Origin of the sequence: Dactylosporangium sp. CA-139066, assembly GCF_050936175.1 — a bacterium.
GTDB lineage: Bacteria > Actinomycetota > Actinomycetes > Mycobacteriales > Micromonosporaceae > Dactylosporangium.
Genome location: NZ_JBNJNH010000001.1, coordinates 1,352,501 through 1,375,467, shown reverse-complemented (window position 1 = coordinate 1,375,467; position 22,967 = coordinate 1,352,501). Strand labels below are relative to the sequence as shown.

The window sequence follows — 22,967 nt, the reverse complement described above, 5'->3', positions numbered from 1 at the left end:
CCTCAGCACCTGGCCGAGGCGTGTGCGGCCGCGATGTACGCGGCCGACACCGCCTCCCGGGCCCTGGGCATCGTCATCGACGGCGTCGCACCGGGCCGGGCCACGGCGACGATGACCGTGGCCCCGTCGATGCTCAACGGCCACGCCATCGGCCACGGCGGCTACGTCTTCCTGCTCGCCGACACCGCGTTCGCGTTCGCCTGCAACACCTACGACCGCGTGACGGTGGCCGCCGGCGCCGACGTGAGCTTCCTCGAGCCGGCCCGGGCCGGCGACGAGCTGACCGCGACCGCGGTGGAGCGGTCCCGCCGCGGCCGGTCGGGCCTCTACGACGTCACCGTGACCCGCGCCGACGGCACCGTCCTGGCCGAGTTCCGCGGCCGCTCCCGCACCCTGGACACCCCGATCCTGTAGGCCGCGCAACATTGCGGCGGCGCGGCTCCATGAGGGAGGGGGCCCAACCGGAGTCCCGCATCCGCGCCCCGCGGTGGCCGGCGCCCGACGATGAGGCGCCCGGCCCGCGCACGCGACTTCCCGGCCGTCGCCGCGGGCCCGGCGGTGAGCGGCGTTGCGGGGCTCAGCTGGTCAGCTCGGCCTCGGGGACGCGCGGTGCGGGCTGGCTGCGGTCGTCGGCGTGGTCGAGCACGCGCAGGCAGGACAGCACGACCAGGGGCAGCGCGGTGGCGACGGCGGCGCCGAGGACGTTGAACGACACGCCCTCGATGACACCGGCGAGCAGCCCGGCGACGACGAGGCCGGACACCGCGCCGCGGACCGGCGGGAACACGCTCAGCAGCCGCCGGGCGCCGCCCCAGTCGCGGATGAGCACGAAGGTGGTGTACACCAGGGCGCCCAGGACGAGCACCGTGAGCGGGCTCGTCACCGTGGTCACGACGTTGGCCTCGCCGATGCGCCGCGCGATGAACCCGGCGGTGCCGTCCTGGGTGCGCACGAGCAGCCGGCCGACGCTGCTGCGCTGCTCCTCGGGGCGGAACAGGTCGAGCACGGCAAACCCGGCCATGACGAACAGCGCGGCCCCGCCCGCCCACAGCAGCCGGGTGACGGTGAGCCAGCCGCCGACCGCCATCGCCGCCGCGATGCACACGCCGGCGGTGAGGGCGACCGCGCCGGAGGCGTCGGCGCCGAGGTAAGGGCTGCCGATCACGACCATGCCGACGGCGCCGATGACGGACACCACGAACGGGCGCCACCGCCGCTCGAAGCGCTGGGCGAGCGCCGCCCCGCCGAGCAGCGCGCCGGTGACGAGCAGGCCGAGGCCGATGACGCCGACGCCGGCGTAGCGGCCGCCGCCGACGGTGGAGTAGCCGGCGACGCCGTTGAGCTGCAGCCGCGACCCGGTGAGCACGTCGAACGCGACGGCCAGGGCGGCGATCGCGGCCACACCGCCGAGGGGCGCGATGGCGCGGCTGCGGCGGGTGGCGTACGCGATGAGGAACGTGGCCACGAACAGCACCCCGAGGGTCACGCCCCCGAAGCCGAGCCCGGGCCGCGTCCACCGCCACCACGGCAGCAGGTCGGCGACGAGCGCGGCCGGCACGGCCAGGGACGCGGCGATGAGCAGCACCTCGGCGGCGCGCACGATCGGCCGCGGCACGGGCCGGTGGGTGAGCGGACCGGGCGGGCGCCGGGCCCGGCGCAGCAGCGGCACGCACAGGACGAACAGCAGCAGCTCGACGACGACGAGGGTGGTGAAGAAGTTGGTGCCGACCCGCCGCTGGACGGTGGCCTCGCGGTCGGCGTCGGCGAGGCGGCTGACGGCGGCGGTGACGTCGGCCGGGCGGCCGCTGTTGGTGGCCGAGGCGGCGCCGCCGGCGAAGAGCTTGCCCGGCACGGGCCGGTCCAGCGCGGCCAGGGCGGTCGGGGCGAGGTCGACGACCTGGACGTAGCCGGGCCGCGAGGTCGACGGGGACGTGAGCCAGCCGCCGGTGTACCCGGGGCCCTGCGCGATCGCCACGTGCAGCCGGCTGGTCGAGTCGAGGTCGGACAGGCCGGCGAGGACGACGACGGAGCGCGGGGGCCGCGCGGCGAGGATCGAGGCGAGGGCGGCGTCGGCGCGGCGGGCGTCGGCGGCCCGGGAGACGGGGTCGTCGCCGGCGATCTCGCCCAGGTCGACAAGCGTCAGCGCGCAGGCGGAGAGCAGGCTGTCGTCGAGGGTCTCGGAGTACACGTCGATGCGGCCGTAGGGGCGGGCGGCGGCGAGCGCGGCGCCGGGCCCGATGGCGGTGGCGCAGCGCACGCCCTCGGCGAGCGCGCCGGGCTGGGCGCCCCAGTGCAGGGCGCGGTTGCGGGCGACGAGGTCGCCCTGGTCGGGCAGCGACGCCCCGGACTGGCCTTCGGTGATGGGCACGGCGAGGTCGGGGCACACGGGCGTGACGGCGCCCGGGGTGTACACCGCGAAGTTCCCCGAACCCAGCGTGAGCCACCCGTCGCCGGCGCAGGTGATCCGGCGGGCGGAGCGCACCGACAGGGCGCCGATCGCGCCGCCCTGGGCCATCTGCCACATGGCCGGCGTGTCGGCGGCGTTGATGTCGTCCCAGCGCAGCCCGGCGACGCCGACGAGCAGGACGTAGTCGGCGGTCGGGGCGGCCGGCGCGGCGGCCGGCTGCGGGATGAGCGCGACGAGGCCGAGGAGCCCGGCGAGCAGCGCGGCGAGGGCCGGCGAGAACCGATGCAGCCAGTGCCGCATCAGCCCTCCCCGCGGCCGCGCAGCTGCGCGTACACCGCCTCGACCTGGTCAATGGCGTCGGCCTCGGTCGGCCAGGTGGCCGAGCGCACCCGCCCCTGCCGGCCCAGCTCCGCGCGGGCGGCCGGGTCGTCCAGCAGGGCCACGACGGCGTCGTCCACGGCGTCGACGTCGTGCGGGGCGACGAGCCGGGCCGCGTCCCCGACGACGTCGGGTACTCCGCCGACGGCGGTCGACACCAGCGGTACACCGGCGGCCAGAGTCTCCTGGACGAACAGCGGCTGGCCCTCCCACACGCTGGTCGCCACGACGAGGTCGGCCGCGGCGAGCAGGTCGGGCACGTCGTCGCGGTAGCCGAGCAGGTGCACCGGCGCGTGCTCGACGGAGATCCGCTGGGCCAGCGACATGTACGACGGCCCGCTACCGGCGATCGCCACGAACGGCTCGGGCTCCCGGTCGCGCCACCGGGCGGCGGCGGAGACGAGCGTCTCGAAGCCCTTCTGCGGGTGCAGCCGCCCGACGGCGAGGACCAGCGGCTGCCCGGCCTCGGCGCCGAGCTCCTCGCGCACCGCGTCGCGGTCGCGCCCGACCGGCCGCGGCACGGGCGCCGGCACCTTGGCCAGCCGCACGTCGCGGGCGCCGAGCTCCCGGGCGCGGTCGGCGAGGTCGCCGGAGACGGCGAGGGTCACGTCGGCGGCGCGGGCGACCCGCCGCTCGAGCGGGTGGTACAGCCGGGCCCGCAGCCCGTTGGCCAGGACGAGGTTGTGCCAGGTGACGACGAGCGGGGTGCCGGCCGGGCGGGCGAGGGCCGCGACGAGCCCGGCCCGCAGGCTGTGGGCGTGGATCACGTCGGCGCCGCGGACCGAGCGCCGCAGCGCCCGCACGGCGAGCACGTCGCCGGGCTGCGGGCTGGCCGGGATCTCGACGGGCACGAACCGCGCGCCCTTGGCGGCGAACCCGAACTGCTCCCCGGTGGCCGCCGGCCCGTGCACGCTGACCTCGTGGCCGCGGGCGACGAGGCCCTCGGCGAGCATGCCGACGTGCCGGCCGATGCCGCCCGTGCTCGACGCCAGGACCAACGCGATGCGGGCGCCCACTTACCCGTCCCCTTTCCCGATGAGTCTTCTCAGGGTCGGCCGGTCCCCGACCGCCACTCCCGCGAGGTACACCGCCGCCACCACGACTCCGCACAGCATGCCTTGCGCGAAGGCCCCCCAGACACCCGGGGTTGCCAGCTGCGACCGCACGAGCAGCCCCACGCACACGGCCGCCGCCGCGGACAACACCGAGACGGATGCCGTACGCCAGGTGCCGCTCAACGCCTCGCGCCCGGCCCGCCGCCCGACGGCCGCCAGCAGCGCCGCCCCCAGCACGAGCATGCCGACCGAGTTCGCGGCCGCGACCGCGGCCACCCGGTCGCCGACGGGCAGGGTGACGGCGAGCCCCAGCGCGGCGCCGGCGGCCGCCGTCCACCCGACCGCGGTCGCAACCGCCGCCGGATAGGCGTTGCCGCCGGCGTAGAGCGCCCGCGACAGCAGAGCGAAGAGCCCGTACCCGAGTAGCCCCGGCGCGAACCACACCATGCCGGCGGCCAGCTGGTGCACGTCCGGTGGCCGCGACGAGGCGGCGGCGAGCAGCACGGCGACGGGCCGCGCGAGCACGATGAGCCCGGCGGCCCCGAGGCAGCTCAGCAGCACGACGGACCGCACGGACGGCGCGAGCGCGGCCGCGAACCCCGCCCGGTCCCGGGCCGCCCCCCGCTCGGCGAGCGCCGGGTACGCGGTGGTGGCCAGCGGCACGGCCAGCACCGCCCAGGGCAGCAGGAACATCGTCTGCGCGAGCGAGTAGGTGACGATGACCCCGTCGCCGGGCGCGTAGCTGACGAGCCGGATGGCCAGGCCGAGCACGAGCTGCTGCGTCCCCACGGTGACGATCCCGGCGACGGCGAGCGGCTTGAGCGTCGCGATCGCGTGCACGTCGAGCTTCGTCGTCGGCCTGACGCGCAACTTGAGCCCGCTGACCGGCGCGACCAGGCACAGCGACAGCACGGCGACGGCGAGCGTGGTCCCGCCGGAGAGCACGAGCAGGGTCCGGTCGGAGACGCTCTCGAGCGCGGCCCCGTTCCCGGCCAGGACCCCGAACAGGACGTACACGCCCATGACGGTGAGGCTGGACAGCAGCGGCGCGATGACGGGCCACGCGAAGCGCCGGTACGTCTGCAGCGTCCCCGTCAGCACGATCCCCACCCCGTAGAGCGGCAGCTGCGGCGCGAACACCCGCAGCATGCCGGCCCCCGCGTCGATGACCGGGGCCGGCTTGCCGCTGGTGAGCAGCGAGACGAGCGGATGGGCGAAGAGGGCGACGAGCAGGGCGACGGGGGTGAGGATGAGGACCACCCAGGTGAGCAGCGCGCCGACGATCCGCCCGACGTCCTCGCGCTGTTTCCCGGCCAGCAGCGGTACGACAAGACTGGCGAGCGCGCCCCCGGCCACAAGCTCGAAGATGATGTTCGGCACCGTGTTGGCGGCCTGGTAGGCACTCCCGAGCCCGGTCGCCCCCACGGTCGAGTTGAACACCATGATGCGGGCAAATCCGGCAATTCGGCTCAGAATGGTGAGCCCCGCGACGAGTGCCGCCGCCCCGAAGAGTCTGCTCTTCGTCACCCGCGCGGATACGGCGACGGTTTACGCGCCCGCGACTGCTCGTCCGGCCCTTGCTGCGCCGCGTCGACGCCGCCCCGCTCGCCTGGCGACCCGACGGCGCCGGGCCCGCCCGGCGACTCACCGCCACCCTCGGCCGGCGACCCCACGGTGCCGGGCCCGCCCGGCGACTCACCGCCACCCTCGGCCGGCGACCCAACGGTGCCGAGCCCGCCCGGCGACTCACCGCCGCCCTCGGGCGGCGACCCAACGGCGCCCGACTCGTCAGCCCAGGTTTCGCCCCGCGGCTTCGCGGCGCCTCCACCCTCCGCGGACATTTCCGACATTTCCGATTTATCGTCTACGTCCGGAGTGTCCGCGGCGCGGCGCCCCCACTGGTCCAGGCGGTTCAGCAGCGGGTGGTCCTCGATCACCCGGGTGAAGCTCACCCTCTCGCTCGCCGCGGTCAGCGCCACGATCCCGGCCAGCGCGGCCAGGCGGCCGAACGTGCCGGTGCGGGCCGTGTACGCGGTGCCGAGCAGGGCGCCCAGCGCGTTGGCCCCGGCGTCGCCGAGCATGATCTCCTCGCCGAGGTCGGCCGGCAGCAGCGCGCTCGCGGCGCCGATCGGGCCGGAGGCGCCCAGCGGCGTACCGACGGCGAGACCGGCCTTGAGCGCGCGGCCCGGGCGCAGGTCCAGGAGGTTGAACAGGTTGGCCGAGCCGGCGATCACGCCGGCCCCGAGCAGCACGTCGACCGCCTCGCGGCCGCGCCGGCGCTTACCGGCGGGGCGCCGCCGCGGCAGCAGCGATGCGGCGACCAGCCCGGCCGCGCCGACCCCGGCGATCTTCACCAGGCCGCTGGTCACCCGGCCCTGGCGCAGCGCGCCGAGGTGGCCGCGGAAGCCCTTGGCGGCGTGCTCGGGGCGGCCGCCGACGAGGTCGTCGTAGAGCCCGACGGCCCCCGAGCCCAGGCCGGCGACGACGGTCGCGGCGGCGTGCTCGGGCCGGTGCACGACGGCCCCGGCGGTCGCGCCGAGGGCGAGCGCGGGCCCGCCGGCGAGCGAGACGCGGCGGCCGCGGAAGTTGGTGCGCTCCAGCGCCGGGCTGTCGTTCAGCGCGCGCACGGCGGCGCGCGCCACCCCGCCGGCGACCGGGCCGGCCAGCGCGCCGGTGACGAAGCGCAGCAGGCGGCTACGAGCCATTGGTCACGCTCGCCGTCTTCGGCAGCAGGCTGCTCGCCCCATCGCCGATGCCGTAGTGGCCGGTCTTGCCGCCGAGCCGCTCGACGAGGGCCATGACGGCCGCCACCTGCCCGTAGGCGGTCACGGCGTTGTCGACCGTGGAGATGGACTTGGCGATGGAGGCGTCGCCGCGGACCGACGAGACCAGGCCGTTGGCCGAGAGCCCGGCCACCACGACGCGCCCGGCCAGATCGAAGCGGCTGGCCAGGGTGAGCGCGGCGGTGTTGCGATCCTTGGCGTCCTTGCCGGTCGCGGGCGCCCCGGCGACGATGACGACCGCCTCGGCGGGCGTCTTGAAGTCCCCGTCGACGCCGATGAACCCGCCGGACTCGTAGGCGGTGAGCACCGTGCGGGTGCCCTCGACCTGCGGCGTGCCGGACTTGCCGACCAGCACCGCGGCGAGCAGCGCGGCCGTGGTGTCCACGCCGTTGGCCTGGTTGGGCAGGGCGCCCTTCACGCCGAGCGGGGCGGAGGACTCGGCCAGCTCGAGCAGCATCGCGCTGCTGGCCGCGGCCGTGAACTTCTCCTTCACGGTGATGGTCCCGACGACCTTCGCACCGGCGGTACCGAGCATGGTCGCGATCCCGTCGGTGGCGGTGTTCACGTCGCTGCTGTCGCTGCCGTCGAGCTTGATGAGCAGCACGTTCTTGCCGGGCAGCCGGTTGGTCAGCAGCATCGGCGCCACCTCGGTGGCGAAGTCCGCGTTCTTCTTCAGCTCGGCCCGGGACTGCTCGAGGTCGTCGCGCAGCTGCTGCTTCTCGTCGGTGATCTTGGTGACCTGGTCGTTGAGGTTCTCGGCGAGCGGCCCGTTCGCCGCCGCGGTCCCCACGACCAGGCCGATGGCCAGCGCCAGGAAGACGGCAGCCAGCGACACGACGTGGTACCGGAAGTTGATCACAGCAAAGACGGCCTTCTACGAAAACAGCGTGAAGATCAGGTTGTCCCACCACTCGGCGATGACGCTGAGGTAGGCCCGGCCGATCGTGGTGACCGCGAGCGCGGCGGCCATCGCGGCGATCGCCGAGGCGAGCAGCAGGATCAGCGACGACCCCGACAGGCTCTGCCGGTACAGCCTACTGACCCCCTTGGCGTCGACGAGCTTGCCGCCGAGCTTGAGCCGGGTCAGGAACGTCGAGGCCATGCCGCCCCGGCCCTTGTCGAGGAACTCGATCAGCGTGTTGTGGGTGCCGACGGCCACCAGGAGCGACGCGCCCTTCTCGTCGGCCAGCAGCATCGCGATGTCCTCGCTGGTCGCCGCGGCCGGGAAGGTGATCGCCTCGACGCCGAGCCGCTGCACGCGGGCCAGCCCCGGCGCTCGCCCGTCCGGGTAGGCGTGCACGACGATCTCGGCACCGCAGCGCAGCACGTCGTCGCTGACGGAGTCCATGTCGCCGATGATCATGTCCGGGGTGTATCCGGCCTCGACCAGCGCGTCGGCCCCGCCGTCGACGCCGATGAGGACCGGCTTGTACTCCCGGATGTAGGGCCGCAGCACGTCGATGTCGGCCTTGTAGTCGTAGCCGCGCACCACGATCAGGCAGTGCCGCCCGGCGATCTGCGTCTGCACCTCGGGCACGCCGACGCCGTCGAGCAGCAGGCCACGCTCCTGCTTGAGGTACTCCATCGTGTTGGCCGCGAACGCCTCGAGCTGCACCGACAGCCCCTCGCGGGCGTCGGCCATGGCCTCGGCCACGGAGTCGGCGTCCTGCCGGACGCCCTTGGCCACGGCCTCCTCGCCGACCCAGACGGTGTCGCCCTCGATGCGGACCGAGTCACCCTCGCGCAGCCGGTCGAACAGTTCCTCGCCCAGGTCGTCGACGAGCGGGATGCCGGCCTTGACCAGGCCCTCCGGCCCAAGGTTGGGATACCGCCCGGACACCGACGGCTTCGCGTTGAGCACCGCCGCCACGCCCGATGCGGCCAGCGAGTCGGCCGCCACCCGGTCGAGGTCCACGTGGTCGATGACCGCGATGTCCCCCGGCCGCAGCCGCCCCACGAGGCGCTTCGTCCGCCGATCGAGCCGCACGACGCCAGCGATGACACCCGGCTCGGCGGGCCGGGTGCGGCGCAAGGTTGGAAGTCGCATCACAACCATCCTGGCATGGACGGACGCCGAAAGCTGTGCGCGACATGTCCACCACCAGGTGGAACGCCCTATTTCACGTTTCGGCGTGACGGCGGTCACCCCGATGGCCTTACACGTGCTGTCGCGCACCCGACACTCAGCGAGCGTATTTACGACGCGGGTCGCCGCCTCAGGTCAGCACGGAGTTCCATCGTGAGGAGTCGCCTGATGGAAACATTATCGTCGATCCGCCTGACCCGCGTGCCGAACCTCGCCGGACAGACCCCGGCCGAGGCGACCGCCGCCCTACGCGCTGCCGGACTCGAGCTCGGAGTGATCCGCGAGGTCGGCCCGGCCGGCCCCATGATCGTCCTCGAGCAGTCCACCCTGGCCACGACGGTCGCCCCCGTGGGCACGCGGGTCAACCTCCTGGTCGGCCGGCGCTGAGAACCGCCGCCCGACCTCGGCCGCGAACAGCAGCGCCCCGGCCCCCACGTAGGCGAGCAGCAGCGCCTTCCACAGCTCACCCTCGAAGTACATGCCGCAGAGGTACCCGATCAGCCCCACCATCGACGCCCAGAGGCTGACCCCGAGCGCCGTCCAGGCCTGAAAGCGCCCCGCCGGGTACCCGACCACCCCGGCGGCGAGCGCCGAGGCCGAGCGCCCGCCGGGGAGGTACCGCGCGAAGATGAGCACCTGTCCCCCGCGCGTGTCCAGCGTCCGCCGCGCCCAGTGGTAGGCGGCGAGCCCGCGCGTCTTGCCCTGCAGCCGCCGCAGCACCCCGGCCCCCGCGCGCACCCCGATCCGGTACGACAACACGTCCCCGCAGAACGCCCCCGCCGCGGCCGCGGCCATCACCAGGACGATGAACGGCTCCCCGGTGCTCCCGGCCAGCACGGAAACGGCGATCAGGGTCGACTCGCTGGGCGAAAGCGGCACGATCGCGTCCAGCCCGGCCACGACGAACACCACCAGCAGCACCCACGGCGACCCCGCAACCGCATCCACCACCCTCACAACGTAGAGCGATGGATCAAACACTCCGTGAACCGTGAGGGGCTCTTAGCGCGCCTTCTCCCGATCAGCGACGGACAGCAGCTCCTCGGCGTGCGCGATCCCCAGGTCCGAGTCCGGCAGGCCGGCCAGCATCCGCGCCAGCTCCCGGGCCCGATCCGTGTGCTCCACGACCCGGACCCCGCTGGTCGTCACCGCCCCGCCGGTGTCCTTGGCCACGACCAGATGCCGGTCCGCGAACGCCGCCACCTGCGGCAGGTGCGTCACCACCAGCACCTGGTGCTCCCGGGCCAGCCGCGCCAGCCGCTTGCCGATCTCCACCGCGGCCGTCCCGCCCACCCCGGAGTCGACCTCGTCGAACACCAGCGTCGGCGGCCCACCGGCCCCCGCGAACACGACCTCGATCGCCAGCATGACCCGCGACAGCTCGCCGCCGGACGCGCCCTTCTGCAGCGGCTGCGCGGGCGCCCCGGGGTGGGGCAGCAGCCGCAGCTCGATGTCGTCCCCGCCGTCGGGCCCGACCCCGCTGTCCGCCCCCGACGCCGTCGGGATCGTCGGCCCGTTGCCCGCGGGCTTGGGCAGCACGACGACCTCGATCCGCGCGTGCGGCATGGCCAGGCCGGCCAGCTCCACGGTGACGTCGGCGGCGAACCGCCCCGCCGCCTCCTGCCGCGCCGCCGACAGCACGGCGGCGAGCTCGGCGACCTCGCCGTGCAGCCGCTTGCGCTCCCGGTCGAGCTCTTCGAGCAGCTCGTCGGACGTGTCGAGCTCGGCCAGCTTCGTCCGGGCGTGCTCGGCCCAGGCCACGACGCCGTCGACGTCCTCCGCATACTTGCGGGTCAGCGCCCGCAGCGCCGCTCGCCGCTCGTAGACCTCCTCGAGCCGGCCCGGGTCCGCGTCCAGCGACGCCAGATAGGTCCCCAGCTCCGTCGACACGTCCCCGGCCAGGGTGGCGACCTCGTCCAGGCGGGCGGCGAGCTCGCCGAGGACCCGGTCGACGCCGGACTGGCTCTCCAGGGTGCGCCGCGCGGTCGCGATGAGGCTCAGCACGTCGGCGACGTCGTCGCCCCCGTCGCCGGTGCCGGCCAGGGCCACGTGCGCCAGCTGGGCGGCCGAGCGCAGCCCCTCGACGTGCTCGAGGCGCTGGGCCTCCTCCCGCAGCAGCTCGTCCTCGCCCGGCTGCGGGTCGACGCGGGTGATCTCGTCCAGGCCGAGCCGCAGCAGGTCGGCCTCCTGAGAGCGCTGCCGCGCGTTGGCCCGCCGGTCGGCCAGGTCGTCCTCGACGGCCCGCCAGCGGCCATACAGCTCGGCGAACTGCCCGAGCAGCTTCTCGTGCTCCGGCCCGGCGTAGCGGTCCAGCGCCCCGCGCTGCTCGGCCGGGCGCAGCAGCCGCAGCTGATCGGACTGCCCGTGCAGCGCGAACACCCGCTCGCCGACCTCGGACAGCAGCGCAACCGGCACGGTGCGCCCGCCGACGTGTGCGCGGGAGCGGCCCTCGGCGGTCAGCGTGCGGCTCATGAGCAGCGTGCCGTCGTCGTCGACCTCGGCGCCGGCGTCGGAGATGCGGCTCTCCACCGCGGCCCGCACGTGCTTCGGCAGCGTCAACCGCCCGTCGACGGTGGCGCGGCCGGGGTCGGCGCGCACCCGCCCCGCGTCGGCGCGGCCGCCGAACAGCAGGTTGAGGCTCGTCACGACCATGGTCTTGCCCGCGCCGGTCTCGCCCGTGATGACCGTCAGGCCCGGGCCGAGGGGCAGGGTGGCGTCTTCGATCACGCCCAGTCCGGTGATGCGGAGTTCCTCCAGCACGTGAGGAACACTAGCTGCGGGGTACGACAGTTCTCCACTCGGCCGTTTGGATTTACGCGCTCGTGGCGCCCTCAGCTGTGCCGTTTGTTGTGGCGCCACCCCTCGACGGGCAGGCCGAACTTCGCCACGAGACGGTCCGTGAACGGGCGCTCACGCAGGCGGACCACGCGGACCGGGAGGGCTCCCCGCCGTACCGTAACCGTGGAGCCCGGAGCGAGATCCATCACTCGCCGCCCGTCACACGACAGCAGCGCGAAGCTCGTGAAGGGCTCCACGTTGACCGTGATCGTCGACGTCGGCGCGATCACCAGGGGCCGGCTGAACAGGGCGTGCGCCGAGATCGGCACCAGCAGCAGGGCCTCCAGCTCCGGCCACACGACCGGCCCGCCGGCCGAGAAGGCGTAGGCGGTCGATCCCGTCGGCGTGGCGCACACCACGCCGTCGCACCCGTACCGCGACAGGGGCCGCCCGTCGACCTCGACGAGCAGCTCCAGCATCTTCTCGCGGGCGCCCTTCTCGACGGTGACCTCGTTGAGCGCCCAGGAGTTGCCGACCAGCCGCCCGCCGTGCTCGGCGGTGACGTCGATCGTGAGGCGCTCGTCCACCGTGTACGCGCCGTCGACGATCTCCCGGACCGCCTTGTCGACGTCGCCGATCTCGGCCTCGGCGAGGAACCCGACCTTGCCCAGGTTGATGCCGAGCAGCGGCGCCTTCGCCGGCCGGGCGAGCTCGGCGGCGCGCAGCAGCGTGCCGTCGCCGCCGAGGGCGAACACGATCTCCACGCCCTGCGCGGCCGCCTCGCCGCTGACCGGCACCGCCCGCGGGATGTTGAGCTCGGCGGCCTCCTCGGCCAGCACGCGCACCGTGAAGCCATTGTCCAGCAGGTCCGCCGCCACGGTCCTGGCATGGTCGTTGTTGCTGGCCTTTCCCGTGTGAGTGACCAGCAACGCCTCGCGTCCGTTCACGCCGCCACCTCCGCTTCGCTCCGGCGACGGCGCGAGTCAACGCTGTGCATATGGTTCGCGGCTCCTCCGCTGCGCTCCGGACCGTTCACGCCGCCACCTCCGCTTCGCTCCGGCGACGGCGCGAGTCAACGCTGTGCATATGGTTCGCGGCTCCTCCGCTGCGCTCCGGACCGCTCACGCCGCCACCTCCGCTTCGCTCCGGCGACGGCGCGAGTCAACGCTGTGCATATGGTTCGCGGCTCCTCCGCTGCGCTCCGGACCGCTCACGCCGCCACCTCCGCTTCGCTCCGGCGACGGCGCGAGTCAACGCTGTGCATATGGCTCGCGGCTCCTCCGCTGCGCTCCGGACCGCTCACGCCGCCACCTCCGCTTCGCTCCGGCGACGGCGCGAATCAAAGCTGCACATATGGCTCGCGGCTCCTCCGCTGCGCTCCGGACCGCTCACGCCGGAACCACTCCCTCGAGTACGACCTCGTGCACGACCGCGGGATCGACCGGCGGCGCGCCGCGGCGCAGCCACAGGAAGAACTCGACGTTGCCCTGCGGCCCCGGCAGCGGGCTGCGCGCCACGCCGGCCACGCCCAGGCCGAGCCCGGCGGCCGCCGCGGCGACGTCCAGCACCGCCGCGGCGCGCAATTCGGTCGATCGCACCACGCCGCGCTCGCCCAGCGCCTCCCGGCCCACCTCGAACTGCGGCTTCACCATCGGCACGAGGTCGCCGTCCTCGGTCGTGCAGGCGGCCAGCGCCGGCAGCACGAGCCGCAGCGAGATGAAGGACAGGTCGGCCACGGTGAGCTCGCACGCGCCGCCGATCTGCTCCGGCGTCAGCGTGCGCACGTTCGTGCGCTCGATCACCCGCACCCGTTCGTCGGTGCGCAGGGACCAGGCGATCTGGCCGTACCCGACGTCGACCGCCGCCACCGAAGCCGCACCCCGGCGCAGCAGCACGTCGGTGAACCCGCCGGTCGAGGCGCCCGCGTCGAGGCAGCGCCGGCCCGCGACGGGCAGCGCGGCGAACGCGTCCAGGGCGCCGGCAAGCTTGTGCCCGCCCCGCGAGACGTACTCGTCCTCGGCCGACTCCACCACCCGCACCGGGTCCGCCGGGTCGATCTGGGCGGCGGCCTTCCCCGCGGTGGTACCCCGGACCTCCACCCGGCCCGCGGCGATCAGCGCGGCCGCCTGCTCCCGCGAGCGGGCCAGCCCACGGCGCACCAGCTCGGCGTCGAGACGGTTCCGGCGCGCCATCTGCCAGCAGCTCCCAGAGTCCTCAGCGTTCCTCGATCGTGCTCAGCGTCTCCTGCAGTGTCCGGTGCGCATCGGCGTACACCGAAACCTGCTGCCGTAGCGGAAGCGACGCTACCTCGCCGAGCGCCGCAACCGCCGCTTCGACTCGGCCGAGCACGGCCGCGCCGGGCGGCCCGGGCATCGGCCCCGGGGCCGGCGCAGGCCCGGGACCAGGCACGGGGCCGGTCATGACGCCGTCTTCCGGGGCGCGCGAGTGGCCTTCTTCACGGGCAGCTTGGCGGAGGCCGGCCCGACCTCGGACGCGGCCGCGACGGTCTCGATGGCGGCCTTGGCGGCGGCCTTCTTGCCCGCGGGCGTCCGCTTCGGCGCGGCCGTCTTCACCGGCGCGGCCGCGGTCTTGGCCGGCGCCGTCTTCGCGGGCGCCACGGCCTTCTTGGCGACCGCCTTGCGCGCCGGCGCGGCCTTGACCGCGGCCGGCTCCTCGGCGATCGCCTCGGCCCCGACGGGCGGCGCGGGCTCGTGCGCCGGCGCCACGGCGTTCACAGTCGCCTCCTTGAGCTGCGCCTCGAGCTCGTGCACGCGGCTGGTGAGCGACGCCACCTCGTCCGCGGTCGCCAGCCCGACGGCGCCGAGCGCCCGGTCCAGCTCGTACCGCACCAGCTTCGTCAGCGCCTCACGGTTCGTCGATCCGGCCTTGAGCAGGTCCTCGGCCATCGACTGGAGCTGCTCGGCCGTCGCGCCGCCCTTGCCCACCAGGCGCCGGACCGTCTTGGTCGCCTTCTTCGTGGTGGCCTCGGTCATGCCGTAGGCGAGCTCCAGATAGGCCCGCCATGCTTCCTGCGCCATATTGCGTCTCTCCTCCAGGTGGTGTACGCCATTCACGCTACCGGGCAAGCCGCGACGCCGTACGGTACCGTCACAGTTCGACGGGTCCGGACAATGACGGGGAATCGCACAATGGCAACGGTTGAAGAGTGTCGGGCCGCACTGCAGAAGCTCGCCGAGCACCTGGCGTCCAAGGCCGCGGAGACTCGCGAGAAGCTCGACTTCGACCGCACGCTCGCCTGCCGCGTCACCGACCTCGACGTGGCCTTCCACGGCCGCCTCGCCGGCGGCCAGATCCTGGACCTGACCGACGGCGACGACCCGCGCGCCAAGATCAAGCTGACGTCGTCCAGCGACGACCTCGTCGACCTGGTCAACGGCCGCCTCAACGTCATGCCGGCGTGGACGAGCGGCCGCATCAAGATCGAGGCCGGCGTGCTGGACCTGCTGAAGCTGCGCAAGCTGCTCTGACACCGGCCTCGTCTCAGGCCGGCTCCAGCGCCTTCAACGCCGCCTCAGTGCCCCCGCCGGCCTCGTCTCAGGCCAGCTTCAGCGCCTTCAACGCCGCCTCGGCGCCCTCGCCGGCCTCGTCTCAGGCCAGCTTCAGCGCCTTCAACGCCGCCTCGGCGCCCTCGCTGGACGCGACGATGGGCCGGACCTCGCCCGCCGCCCACGCGACCCGGCAGAGGGCCATGAGGGCATCGACCGGACGTCCGTCCCCCGCCAGCTCCCACCGTCCGTCGCGGTCGGTGATTTCCCATTGCCCCTGATGCGGTACCGCATGAGCAGGCTCAAAAAGCCCACCGAGGTCCTCGGCCACGAACGTGGGCCGCCGCTCGACGGGCGCCGCGAGCAGCTCGGCGGCGTCGGAGACCCCGGTGAGCACGAGCAGGCTGTCCATCCCGGCCCGGTACGCGCCCTCGATGTCCGTGTCGAGCCGATCCCCCACGACGAGCGCCCGCTGGGCCCCCCGCTCCCGGGCGGCCTCGAGGAACAGGCTCGGATCGGGCTTGCCCACGATCGTGTCCGGCTGCCGTCCGAGCGCCGTGGCCAGCGCCACGACCAGCGACCCGTTGCCGGGCAGCGGCCCGAGCGGCGAGGGCAGCGTCTTGTCCGCGTTGGTCGCGATCCAGGCCGCCCCGCCGCGGATGGCCACGGCGGCGTCGCCGAGGTCCCGCATGGTCACCTCCGGCCAGTACCCCTGCACGACGACCCGCGCCTCGGACGCTTCCGTCACGGGCTTGAGCCCGACGCCGGCGATCTCCTCGCGCAGCGCCGGCGCCCCGAGGATGAACACCGGCGTACCGGCCGGAAACCGCTCCCCCATCAGCAGCGCCGTGGCGTGCGCCGAGGTCACGACCTCGCGCGACGCGGCCGGAATCCCGATCCGCGTGAGCAGCGTCGCGACGTCGCCGGGCAGCCGCGAGGCGTTGTTGGTCGCGTACGCGCTGGGAATCCCCCGCTCGCGCAACCGCGCACACGCCTCGGCGGCCCCCGGGATGACCTGATCGACGAGGTACAGCACCCCGTCCAGATCGAAGATCACCAGGTCGTAGTGCCCGACCAGATCCGCGCCTTCCGCGCCCCGGCCCGAGACTCCCGCGTCCCGGCCCGGGGTCTCCACGGCTTCGCTCATGCCGTTCCCGTCTCGTCGGGCTTCGCGGCCGCCGGGTCCCCGGCCGGCTTCGCCTCGCCCTGGCCACTCACGCGCCCGGCGTCGGCTCCCGCACTCCCGGTCTCGGCTCCGGCGCTCCCGGCCTCGGCGGCCGCCGGCTCGGTCTCGCCGAAGTCCCCGTCCCGCTCGTCGTCGGCGTCGCCCTTGCCGCCCTCGTCACCAGCACTGTCGTCGTCCGCAGGACCGTCGTCCTTGCGGTCGTCGTCCGGCGCCGCGGCGTCCCCGTCGCGCTCGTCGTCTACGTCGTCATCCTCGTCGTCGTAGTCGTCGTCATCACGATCGTCTTCGTCGTCGTAGTCGTCATCTTCGTCGTCTACGTCGTCGTCATCCTCGTCGTCGTAGTCGTCGTCATCACGACCGTCGCGCTCGTCGTCCTCGTCGTCTTCGTCTTCGTCTTCGTCGTAGTCGTCGTCCTCGTCGTCTACGTCGTCGTCATCTTCGTCGTCGTCATCTTCGTCGTCGTAGTCGTCGTCATCACGATCGTCTTCGTCGTCGTAGTCGTCGTCCTCGTCGTCTACGTCGTCTTCATCGTCGTAGTCGTCGCGGTCCTCGTCCTCGTCCTCGTCGCCGCGCTCGTCGTCCGGTCCCGCCTCGGCGTTCTCCCGCGACTCCTCGTCCTCGGCGTCCTCGGTGTCGCCGTCGAGCGTGATCCCGTCGAGCTCCAGCAGCCGCTCCGCCGCGTCCGTGCGCAGGTCCTCGTCGAGGTCGGCGGCCCGGGCGAACCACTCCCGCGCCTCTTCCCGGCGCCCCGCCCGCAGCAGCGCATCGGCGTACGCGTACCGCAGCCGCGCCGCCCACGGAGCCTCGGGCGCCGACGTGAGCTCCCGCACCTGCAGCATCGCCACGGCCGCGTCCTGCTGCCCCATGTCACCGCGGGCCCCCGCGGCGACGATCAGCAGCTCGACGATCTCCTCGGCCGACAGCTGCTCCCGGTCCGCGGTCCGGAAGAGGTCGATCGCCTTCTCCGGCCGCCCGAGCGCCCGCTCACAGTCCGCGATGACCGCGATGTGCGTCTGCTTGCCGGTCATCCGGTGGTACGTCCGCAGCTCTCCCAGCGCCGTCTGCCACTCCCCCGCGTGGTACGCCGCGAGCCCGGCCGCCTCCCGCACCACCGCGATCCGCGACGCCTTCCGCCGCGCCACGAGCGCATGCGCCAGCGCCAGCTCGGGGTCTTCGTCGAGGAGCTGCCCCGCCGCCACCAGCCGCCGGGCAACCTCCTCCGCCACGGGCCGCGCGAGCGAGCTGAGCTCCGCGCGCACCTCGCGATCGAGCTCCGACGCGACGATGTCGTCCGCCAGCACCGGATCGGCGACCCGGCTGACGGTCTCCTCACCGCCCTCGTCACTGCTGACGAAGCCCGGGTCGCTCACCCGCGGCCGGTACCCGCCTTCGTCGCTGCGCCGCAGCCCCTCGGCCCGCTGGAACCCGCCGCCACGCGCCCCGGTGTCCCGATCCCGGAACCCGCCGGCGCGCCCGCCTTCACCGTCGCGATCGCGGTACCCGGGCCGGTTCCCGCCCCGGTCCCGGTCACGGTCGCGCTGCCACGCGGGCCGGTCGCCGCGGTCCCGGTCCCGGAAGCCACCTTCACGCTGCCGGAAGCCGCCTTCACGGTCCCGGTACCCGCCGGAACGCTCACCGCGCGCCCCGCCATCGCGGTCACGGAAGCCCGAGGGACGGTCGCCACGCGGCGCACCGTCACGGTCACGGAACCCGGACGGCCGCTCCCCACGCGGGGCGCCATCACGGTCACGGAACCCGGAGGGACGGTCGCCACGCGGCGCACCGTCGCGGTCGCGGAAGCCCGAGGGACGGTCGCCACGCGGCGCGCCGTCACGGTCGCGGAACCCCGATGGACGGTCCCCGCGCGGGGCACCGTCACGGTCGCGGAACCCCGATGGACGGTCCCCGCGCGGGGCACCGTCACGGTCACGGAACCCCGATGGACGGTCCCCGCGCGGGGCACCATCGCGGTCACGGAACCCGCCGGACGGCCGCTCCCCGCGGTACCCGCCCTCGCGGTCCCGGTCGCGGAAGCCACCCTCGCGGTCACGGAAGCCCGTCGGACGGTCCCCACGCGGCGCGCCGTCGCGGTCACGGAACCCGGACGGCCGCTCCCCGCGGGGGCCGCCATCCCGATCCCGGAAGCCTCCACCCTCACGGTCGCGCCCACGGAACCCGCCTTCGCGGTCCCGGTCGCGGAAGCCGCCTTCGCGGTCACGGAACCCGCCGCCTTCGCGCCCGCGGTACCCGCCGCCGTCCCGATCGCGCGAACCACCCGAGGACCCGCCCCGGTACCCGCCGCGCTCCGGCCGATCACCCCGGAATTCACCCCGAGGCCCGCCGTCACGGAAGTTCCCGCGCGGCCGATCGTCACGCGAACGGTCGTCCCGCGGCCGGTCGTCACGCGCCGGACGCTCACCACGGGGCCGGTCATCGCGGAACCGGTCCCCGCGCGGCCGGTCGAATCCCGGCCGGTCATCCCGGGAGCGGTCACGCCCACGGTCGAACCCGGGCCGGTCGCCGCGCGAGCGGTCGGATCCGGACTGCCCATCGCGGTACCGGTCCCCGCGCGGCCGGTCGAAGCCGCCCCGGTCGTCACGAGACCCGAACGCCGGCCGATCGCCACGGTCGTACCCTGGCCGATCGCCACGCGAGCGATCGAACCCAGGCCGGTCACCGCGGGAGCGGTCGAACCCGGGCCGGTCACCGCGCGAGCGGTCGAACCCGGGCCGGTCACCGCGGGAACGGTCGGACCCGGGCCGATCATCGCGCGAACGGTCCCCGCCCGAGCGGTCGTATCCGGGCCGATCGCCGCGCGAACGGTCGTATCCGGGCCGGTCGCCACGGGAACGGTCGTATCCCGGCCGGTCCCCGCCCGAGCGGTCGTAACCAGGCCGGTCGCCACGCGAGCGGTCGTATCCGGGCCGGTCCCCGCGGGAACGGTCGTACGTCGGCCGATCCCCACGGTCGGACCCCGGCCGATCGCCACGCGAGCGGTCGTACCCAGGCCGGTCCCCGCGAGCTCGGTCGAAACCGCCCCGGTCATCGCGGGAACGGTCCCCGCGCGGCCGGTCATCGCCGTACCGCCCGCCGCGCCCCCGGTCCTCCCGCGGCCGATCGTCCCCGCCGCGAGCCGGCGACCGATCGTCATCTTTGCGCGGCCGCCCTGGGCCGTCCTGGCCATTGCCGTCGTGTGGCATCGCGTTCACGACTTCATCCTTCCCGACCGGGGTGCGCCGGATGCGCTCGACCCGGTAAACGACTCGAGGGCCGCCCAACGGGGCGGCCCTCGATCGAAAGTTTGTCCGGCGGCGTCCTACTCTCCCACACTCTCTCGGGTGCAGTACCATCGGCGCTGGAGGGCTTAGCTTCCGGGTTCGGAATGGGACCGGGCGTTTCCCCTCCGCTATGGCCGCCGTAACACTATGAACCTATCAACCCCGCACACCCACAGCCTTCCGGCCTGCGGGGTGCGATCTGGTGTTGGTTCAGAATCACACAGTGGATGCAAAAACTTCTTTCATGCTTGTGTTGTAGGTCAAGTCCTCGGCCTATTAGTACCGGTCAGCTCAAACCTGTTACCAGGCTTCCACTTCCGGCCTATCAACCCAGTGGTCTCGCTGGGGGCCTTAACCCTCAAGGGGTGGGATACCTCATCTCGAAGCGAGCTTCCCGCTTAGATGCTTTCAGCGGTTATCCCTTCCGAACGTAGCCAACCAGCCGTGCTCTTGGCAGAACAACTGGCACACCAGAGGTTCGTCCGTCCCGGTCCTCTCGTACTAGGGACAGCCCTTCTCAAGTATCCTACGCGCGCGGCGGATAGGGACCGAACTGTCTCACGACGTTCTAAACCCAGCTCGCGTACCGCTTTAATGGGCGAACAGCCCAACCCTTGGGACCTACTCCAGCCCCAGGATGCGACGAGCCGACATCGAGGTGCCAAACCATCCCGTCGATATGGACTCTTGGGGAAGATCAGCCTGTTATCCCCGGGGTACCTTTTATCCGTTGAGCGACACCGCTTCCACCTGCCAGTGCCGGATCACTAGTCCCGACTTTCGTCCCTGCTCGACCTGTCAGTCTCACAGTCAAGCCCCCTTGTGCACTTGCACTCAACACCTGATTGCCAACCAGGCTGAGGGAACCTTTGGGCGCCTCCGTTACATTTTAGGAGGCAACCGCCCCAGTTAAACTACCCACCAGACACTGTCCCTGAACCGGCTCACGGCCCAAGGTTAGATACCCAAATCCAACAGAGTGGTATTTCAAGCTTGCCTCCACCCCCACTGGCGTGAGGACTTCACCGGCTCCCACCTATCCTACACAATCGAATTCGAGTACCAATGTCAAGCTATAGTGAAGGTCCCGGGGTCTTTCCGTCCTGCCGCGCGTAACGAGCATCTTTACTCGTAGTGCAATTTCGCCGGGCCTGTGGTTGAGACAGTGGGGAAGTCGTTACGCCATTCGTGCAGGTCGGAACTTACCCGACAAGGAATTTCGCTACCTTAGGATGGTTATAGTTACCACCGCCGTTTACTGGCGCTTAAGTTCTCCGCTTCGCCCCGAAGGACTAACAGGTCCCCTTAACGTTCCAGCACCGGGCAGGCGTCAGTCCATATACGTCGTCTTACGACTTAGCATGGACCTGTGTTTTTAGTAAACAGTCGCTTCCCCCTGGTCTCTGCGGCCACCAACCGCTCCACCAGCATGTGGTCTCACCATCGGTGGCCCCCCTTCTCCCGAAGTTACGGGGGCAATTTGCCGAGTTCCTTAACCACAGTTCGCCCGATCGCCTCGGTATTCTCTACCTGACCACCTGTGTCGGTTTCGGGTACGGGCCGCTCGAAACTCGCTAGAGGCTTTTCTCGGCAGCATGGGATCACTGACTTCACCTGAACGGCTCCGCTTCACGTCTCACCCTCAATGCAGCACGGATTTGCCTATGCTGCGGGCTACACGCTTGCCCCGGCACAACCACCGGCCGGGTCCAGCTACCCTCCTGCGTCACCCCATCGCTTGCCTACTACCCACCAAGATCCCAACATTGATCCCTCCGCCCGAAGGCTTCAGAATCTCCGGAGGTTAGTACAGTGAGGTTCAGCATGGACGCTTCTACGCGGGTACGGGAATATCAACCCGTTGTCCATCGACTACGCCTCTCGGCCTCGCCTTAGGCCCCGACTCACCCAGGGCGGATTAGCCTGGCCCTGGAACCCTTGGTCATCCGGCGGCAGGGTTTCTCACCCTGCTTTCGCTACTCATGCCTGCATTCTCACTCGCGTCACCTCCACGGCTGGATCACTCCGCCGCTTCACCGGTGACACGACGCTCCCCTACCCATCCACACACCTGGACCAATAAAGGCCGGGTACATGTGTGAATGCCACAGCTTCGGCGGTGTGCTTGAGCCCCGCTACATTGTCGGCGCGGAACCACTTGACCAGTGAGCTATTACGCACTCTTTCAAGGGTGGCTGCTTCTAAGCCAACCTCCTGGTTGTCTATGCGACCCCACATCCTTTACCACTTAGCACACGCTTAGGGGCCTTAGCTGGTGATCTGGGCTGTTTCCCTCTCGACTACGAAGCTTATCCCCCGCAGTCTCACTGCCACGCTCTCACTTACCGGCATTCGGAGTTTAGTTGACTTCAGTAAGCTTGTAGGCCCCCTAGGCCATCCAGTGCTCTACCTCCGGCAAGAAACGCGTAACGCTGCACCTAAATGCATTTCGGGGAGAACCAGCTATCACGGAGTTTGATTGGCCTTTCACCCCTAACCACAGGTCATCCCCCAACTTTTCAACGTTGGTGGGTTCGGCCCTCCACGCGGTCTTACCCGCGCTTCAGCCTGCCCATGGCTAGATCACTCCGCTTCGGGTCTAGGACACGCGACTCAAACGCCCTCTTCAGACTCGCTTTCGCTACGGCTCCCCCACACGGGTTAACCTCGCCACGTACCACTAACTCGCAGGCTCATTCTTCAAAAGGCACGCCGTCACCCCCACCAAAGGTGGGACGCTCCGACGGATTGTAGGCGCACGGTTTCAGGTACTATTTCACTCCCCTCCCGGGGTACTTTTCACCTTTCCCTCACGGTACTTGTCCGCTATCGGTCACCAGGGAGTATTTAGGCTTACCAGGTGGTCCTGGCAGATTCACGGCAGATTACAGGAGTCCGCCGCTACTCGGGAACACACACCAACAGATCGCAGATTTTCGCCTACAGGACTGTCACCCGCTACGGTGCCGCTTTCCAGCGAACTTCGACTAACCCACGATTTTCTGACTGTCACCCAGGCCGGCAGACCCGAAACGGTGCGTCCCACAACCCCTACCATGCAACCCCTGCCGGGTATCACACATGCCAGGTTTAGCCTCATCCGCTTTCGCTCGCCACTACTCACGGAATCACAATTGTTTTCTCTTCCTGCGGGTACTGAGATGTTTCACTTCCCCGCGTTCCCCCTCACTGCCCTATGTGTTCAGGCAGGAGTGACACCACATGACTGGTGCCGGGTTCCCCCATTCGGACACCCTGGGATCACAGCTCGGTTGACAGCTCCCCCAGGCCTATCGCGGCCTCCCACGTCCTTCATCGGCTCCTGGTGCCAAGGCATCCACCGTACGCCCTCAGCAACTTGACCACAAAGCAAAAAAGATGCTCGCATCCACTGTGCAATTCTCAACCAACACCAAACCCAAAACCTGCGCGCACAAGCCTTCAGCTACCAGAACCACGGTTCCTGTGCAGTCTTGGATTCCGTCCGAAACAAACCGTTGGTTGGTTGTT

13 protein-coding genes, 2 rRNA genes and 3 pseudogenes are annotated in these 22,967 nt (G+C 71.9%); 3 read left to right on the top strand and 15 right to left on the bottom strand.

Annotated elements, in window-relative coordinates; all coding sequences use genetic code 11:
* Window positions 1-33: 33 nt before the first annotated feature.
* On the top strand, window positions 34-414 hold the full coding sequence (gene paaI, locus ACQEVU_RS06505) for a hydroxyphenylacetyl-CoA thioesterase PaaI (RefSeq protein WP_433334824.1): 381 nt from the start codon (window positions 34-36) through the stop codon (window positions 412-414).
* A 163-nt stretch (window positions 415-577) separates the two neighbouring features.
* On the opposite strand, the gene ACQEVU_RS06500 is transcribed toward paaI, so the two are convergent.
* The 6 genes and pseudogenes from ACQEVU_RS06500 to steA form a co-directional block, all read right to left on the bottom strand.
* Window positions 578-2,707 (bottom strand): hypothetical protein, encoded by a 2,130-nt coding sequence (locus ACQEVU_RS06500; RefSeq protein ID WP_433321619.1) that lies wholly within the window; start codon window positions 2,705-2,707, stop codon window positions 578-580.
* Window positions 2,707-3,801: a glycosyltransferase family 4 protein gene (locus ACQEVU_RS06495; RefSeq protein ID WP_433321618.1), complete on the bottom strand. Its 1,095-nt coding sequence runs from the start codon at window positions 3,799-3,801 to the stop codon at window positions 2,707-2,709. Before ACQEVU_RS06495 ends, ACQEVU_RS06500 begins: the two co-directional genes overlap by 1 nt.
* Window positions 3,802-5,367 carry a murein biosynthesis integral membrane protein MurJ gene (gene murJ / locus ACQEVU_RS06490; protein WP_433321617.1) on the bottom strand — a complete coding sequence of 522 codons (1,566 nt, stop codon included), beginning with the start codon at window positions 5,365-5,367 and terminating at the stop codon, window positions 3,802-3,804.
* Between the two features lie 356 nt (window positions 5,368-5,723).
* Window positions 5,724-6,545, bottom strand: a pseudogene (locus ACQEVU_RS06485) (hypothetical protein); the annotation flags it as partial.
* Window positions 6,535-7,482, bottom strand: coding sequence for a copper transporter (locus ACQEVU_RS06480; RefSeq protein ID WP_433321616.1), 948 nt, complete (start codon window positions 7,480-7,482; stop codon window positions 6,535-6,537). The pseudogene ACQEVU_RS06485 and the gene ACQEVU_RS06480, both read right to left, overlap by 11 nt.
* Window positions 7,483-7,497: 15 nt before the next feature.
* On the bottom strand, window positions 7,498-8,670 hold the full coding sequence (gene steA, locus ACQEVU_RS06475; protein ID WP_433321615.1) for a putative cytokinetic ring protein SteA: 1,173 nt from the start codon (window positions 8,668-8,670) through the stop codon (window positions 7,498-7,500).
* Between the two features lie 15 nt (window positions 8,671-8,685).
* Between steA and ACQEVU_RS06470 the strand changes: the two are divergent.
* Window positions 8,686-9,027 (top strand): annotated as a pseudogene (locus ACQEVU_RS06470) (PASTA domain-containing protein); the annotation flags it as partial.
* Here ACQEVU_RS06470 and ACQEVU_RS06465 read toward each other — a convergent pair.
* The 5 genes from ACQEVU_RS06465 to ACQEVU_RS06445 form a co-directional block, all read right to left on the bottom strand.
* Window positions 8,956-9,588: a DedA family protein gene (locus ACQEVU_RS06465; RefSeq protein WP_433334822.1), complete on the bottom strand. Its 633-nt coding sequence runs from the start codon at window positions 9,586-9,588 to the stop codon at window positions 8,956-8,958. The pseudogene ACQEVU_RS06470 and the gene ACQEVU_RS06465 sit on opposite strands and share 72 nt — an antisense overlap.
* 123 nt (window positions 9,589-9,711) lie before the next feature.
* The gene (gene recN, locus ACQEVU_RS06460) at window positions 9,712-11,469 is read right to left on the bottom strand and encodes a DNA repair protein RecN (RefSeq protein ID WP_433321614.1); all 1,758 of its coding nucleotides are present in this window, start codon (window positions 11,467-11,469) and stop codon (window positions 9,712-9,714) included.
* A 71-nt stretch (window positions 11,470-11,540) separates the two neighbouring features.
* Window positions 11,541-12,434 (bottom strand): NAD kinase, encoded by an 894-nt coding sequence (locus ACQEVU_RS06455; RefSeq protein ID WP_433321613.1) that lies wholly within the window; start codon window positions 12,432-12,434, stop codon window positions 11,541-11,543.
* Window positions 12,435-12,875: 441 nt separating this feature from the next.
* Complete coding sequence (locus ACQEVU_RS06450; RefSeq protein ID WP_433321612.1) at window positions 12,876-13,679, bottom strand: TlyA family RNA methyltransferase; 804 nt, start codon at window positions 13,677-13,679, stop codon at window positions 12,876-12,878.
* A gap of 225 nt (window positions 13,680-13,904) precedes the next feature.
* Window positions 13,905-14,525: a hypothetical protein gene (locus tag ACQEVU_RS06445; RefSeq protein WP_433321611.1), complete on the bottom strand. Its 621-nt coding sequence runs from the start codon at window positions 14,523-14,525 to the stop codon at window positions 13,905-13,907.
* Between the two features lie 111 nt (window positions 14,526-14,636).
* Between ACQEVU_RS06445 and ACQEVU_RS06440 the strand changes: the two genes are divergently transcribed.
* Window positions 14,637-14,975 (top strand): SCP2 sterol-binding domain-containing protein, encoded by a 339-nt coding sequence (locus ACQEVU_RS06440; RefSeq protein WP_433321610.1) that lies wholly within the window; start codon window positions 14,637-14,639, stop codon window positions 14,973-14,975.
* Window positions 14,976-15,096: 121 nt separating this feature from the next.
* Here the strand turns inward: ACQEVU_RS06440 and ACQEVU_RS06435 are convergent, their stop codons facing one another.
* From ACQEVU_RS06435 to ACQEVU_RS06420, 4 genes and pseudogenes are all read right to left on the bottom strand, one after another.
* Window positions 15,097-16,140: an HAD-IIA family hydrolase gene (locus ACQEVU_RS06435; RefSeq protein WP_433321609.1), complete on the bottom strand. Its 1,044-nt coding sequence runs from the start codon at window positions 16,138-16,140 to the stop codon at window positions 15,097-15,099.
* 392 nt (window positions 16,141-16,532) lie between these two features.
* Window positions 16,533-17,438 (bottom strand): annotated as a pseudogene (locus tag ACQEVU_RS06430) (hypothetical protein); the annotation flags it as partial.
* 2,044 nt (window positions 17,439-19,482) lie between these two features.
* Window positions 19,483-19,599: ribosomal RNA gene (gene rrf / locus ACQEVU_RS06425) — 5S ribosomal RNA — on the bottom strand.
* Between the two features lie 114 nt (window positions 19,600-19,713).
* Window positions 19,714-22,821, bottom strand: a 23S ribosomal RNA gene (locus ACQEVU_RS06420).
* Window positions 22,822-22,967 lie beyond the last annotated feature (146 nt).

Bases quoted from the DNA above. Each gene is read 5' to 3' on its own strand.
- paaI (WP_433334824.1), top strand. From the start codon at position 34: ATGTACGCGGCCGACACCGCCTCCCGGGCCCTGGGCATCGTCATCGAC.
- ACQEVU_RS06500 (WP_433321619.1), bottom strand. From the start codon at position 2,707: ATGCGGCACTGGCTGCATCGGTTCTCGCCGGCCCTCGCCGCGCTGCTC.
- steA (WP_433321615.1), bottom strand. From the start codon at position 8,670: ATGCGACTTCCAACCTTGCGCCGCACCCGGCCCGCCGAGCCGGGTGTC.
- ACQEVU_RS06450 (WP_433321612.1), bottom strand. From the start codon at position 13,679: ATGGCGCGCCGGAACCGTCTCGACGCCGAGCTGGTGCGCCGTGGGCTG.
- ACQEVU_RS06445 (WP_433321611.1), bottom strand. From the start codon at position 14,525: ATGGCGCAGGAAGCATGGCGGGCCTATCTGGAGCTCGCCTACGGCATG.
- ACQEVU_RS06440 (WP_433321610.1), top strand. From the start codon at position 14,637: ATGGCAACGGTTGAAGAGTGTCGGGCCGCACTGCAGAAGCTCGCCGAG.
- ACQEVU_RS06435 (WP_433321609.1), bottom strand. From the start codon at position 16,140: ATGAGCGAAGCCGTGGAGACCCCGGGCCGGGACGCGGGAGTCTCGGGC.